This window comes from Ornithinibacter sp. (genome assembly GCF_035443565.1).
In the GTDB taxonomy this organism is placed as follows: Bacteria; Actinomycetota; Actinomycetes; order Actinomycetales; family Dermatophilaceae; genus Fodinibacter.
On the sequence record NZ_DAORSO010000096.1, the window covers coordinates 5,867 to 7,032 of the forward strand.

Annotated in this window: 2 protein-coding genes; both read left to right on the plus strand. The window is 71.3% G+C overall.

The annotated features are described in order from the left end of the window. Positions 1–342, plus strand: a 342-nt coding sequence (locus PLL68_RS10320) for an aldo/keto reductase (protein ID WP_324533777.1), incomplete at its 5' end; no start/stop codon positions are given. Positions 343–428: 86 nt separating this feature from the next. Continuing rightward, complete coding sequence (locus PLL68_RS10325; RefSeq protein WP_324533779.1) at positions 429–1,163, plus strand: GntR family transcriptional regulator; 735 nt, start codon at positions 429–431, stop codon at positions 1,161–1,163. Positions 1,164–1,166: the final 3 nt, after the last annotated feature.

Sequence of the window (1,166 nt, forward strand, 5' to 3'; positions counted from 1 at the left end):
GCCAGTGTCCAGAACGAGTTCTCCCCGCGCTTCCGGTCCAGCCGCGACGAGCTCGAGTTCTGCGGGGAACGCGGCATCGCCTTCCTGCCGTGGAGCCCGCTCGGTGGCACCGGAGCCCACAGCAAGGAGGTGGGTCAGGCCTACCCCGCCTTCCACGAGATCGGCCTCGCGCACGGGGTGAGCCCGCAGCAGGTCGTGCTCGCGTGGGAGCTGGCGCTCGGCGAGCACGTCATTCCGATCCCGGGCGCGAGCCGACCCGAGTCGATCACCGACTCGGCGCAGGCGGCGCACCTCGAGCTCACCGACGCCGAGCTCGAGGCCATCGAGGCGCAGTTCTGCTGAGCCGCCTCAGGCCGGCCCCCGGCATGGCGTAGATTGGTGTAGACCACCCTCGCAGGGGTGTCGGCCACTCGGCGTCAAGAGGTGCGATGAAGGTCCCGAAGTACTACCGCGTCAAGCGCGAGATCCTCGCTCTCATCGCCGACCTGCCCACGGGGGCGGCCGTCCCGACCGAGCGCGAGTTCGCCGAGCAGTTCGACACCTCCCGCACCACCGTGCGCCAGGCCATCGCCGAACTCGTCATCGAGGGCCGTCTCGAACGCACCCAGGGGCGCGGAACCTTCGTCTCGCAACCCAAGCTCATGCAGGTGCGCCAGGCGACCTCGTTCAGCCAGGACCTCGCCGCCGAGGGCTGGAGCCCGGGCAGTCGCATCCTCGCGGTCACCGTCGAGCAGGCCACCGACGCCATGGTCGGGCCCTTGCGGGTCGAGCCGGGGCAGCCCGTCCAGCGGGTCGAACGGCTGCGCACCCGCGGCGACGAGGTCATCGCCCACGAGGTGGCCCACCTGCCCGGAGTCTTCCCCGGTCTGGCCGAGCACCTGGCCGCCACGGGGTCGCTCTACCGCACCCTCGCGGAGGTGTACGGCCGCGTCGTGGATGCCGTCGAGGACAGTGTCGAGACCACGCTCGCCGACCCGGTGGCCGCCGACCTCCTCGGCGTCGACACCGGTCTGCCGCTCCTGCTCGTGCACCGCACGGCCTGGGACGCGCAGGGCCAACCGGTCGAGTGGACCAGGTCGCTGTTTCGTGGGGACCGCTTCCGGTTCGTGGCCCGCCACCGGCTCGACGACGTGAAGCACCCTGCTGCGGCCGAGTCTCATTGACAG

Excerpts from the sequence above, each read along its gene's own strand:
- PLL68_RS10325 (WP_324533779.1), top strand. The coding sequence starts at position 429 with ATGAAGGTCCCGAAGTACTACCGCGTCAAGCGCGAGATCCTCGCTCTC.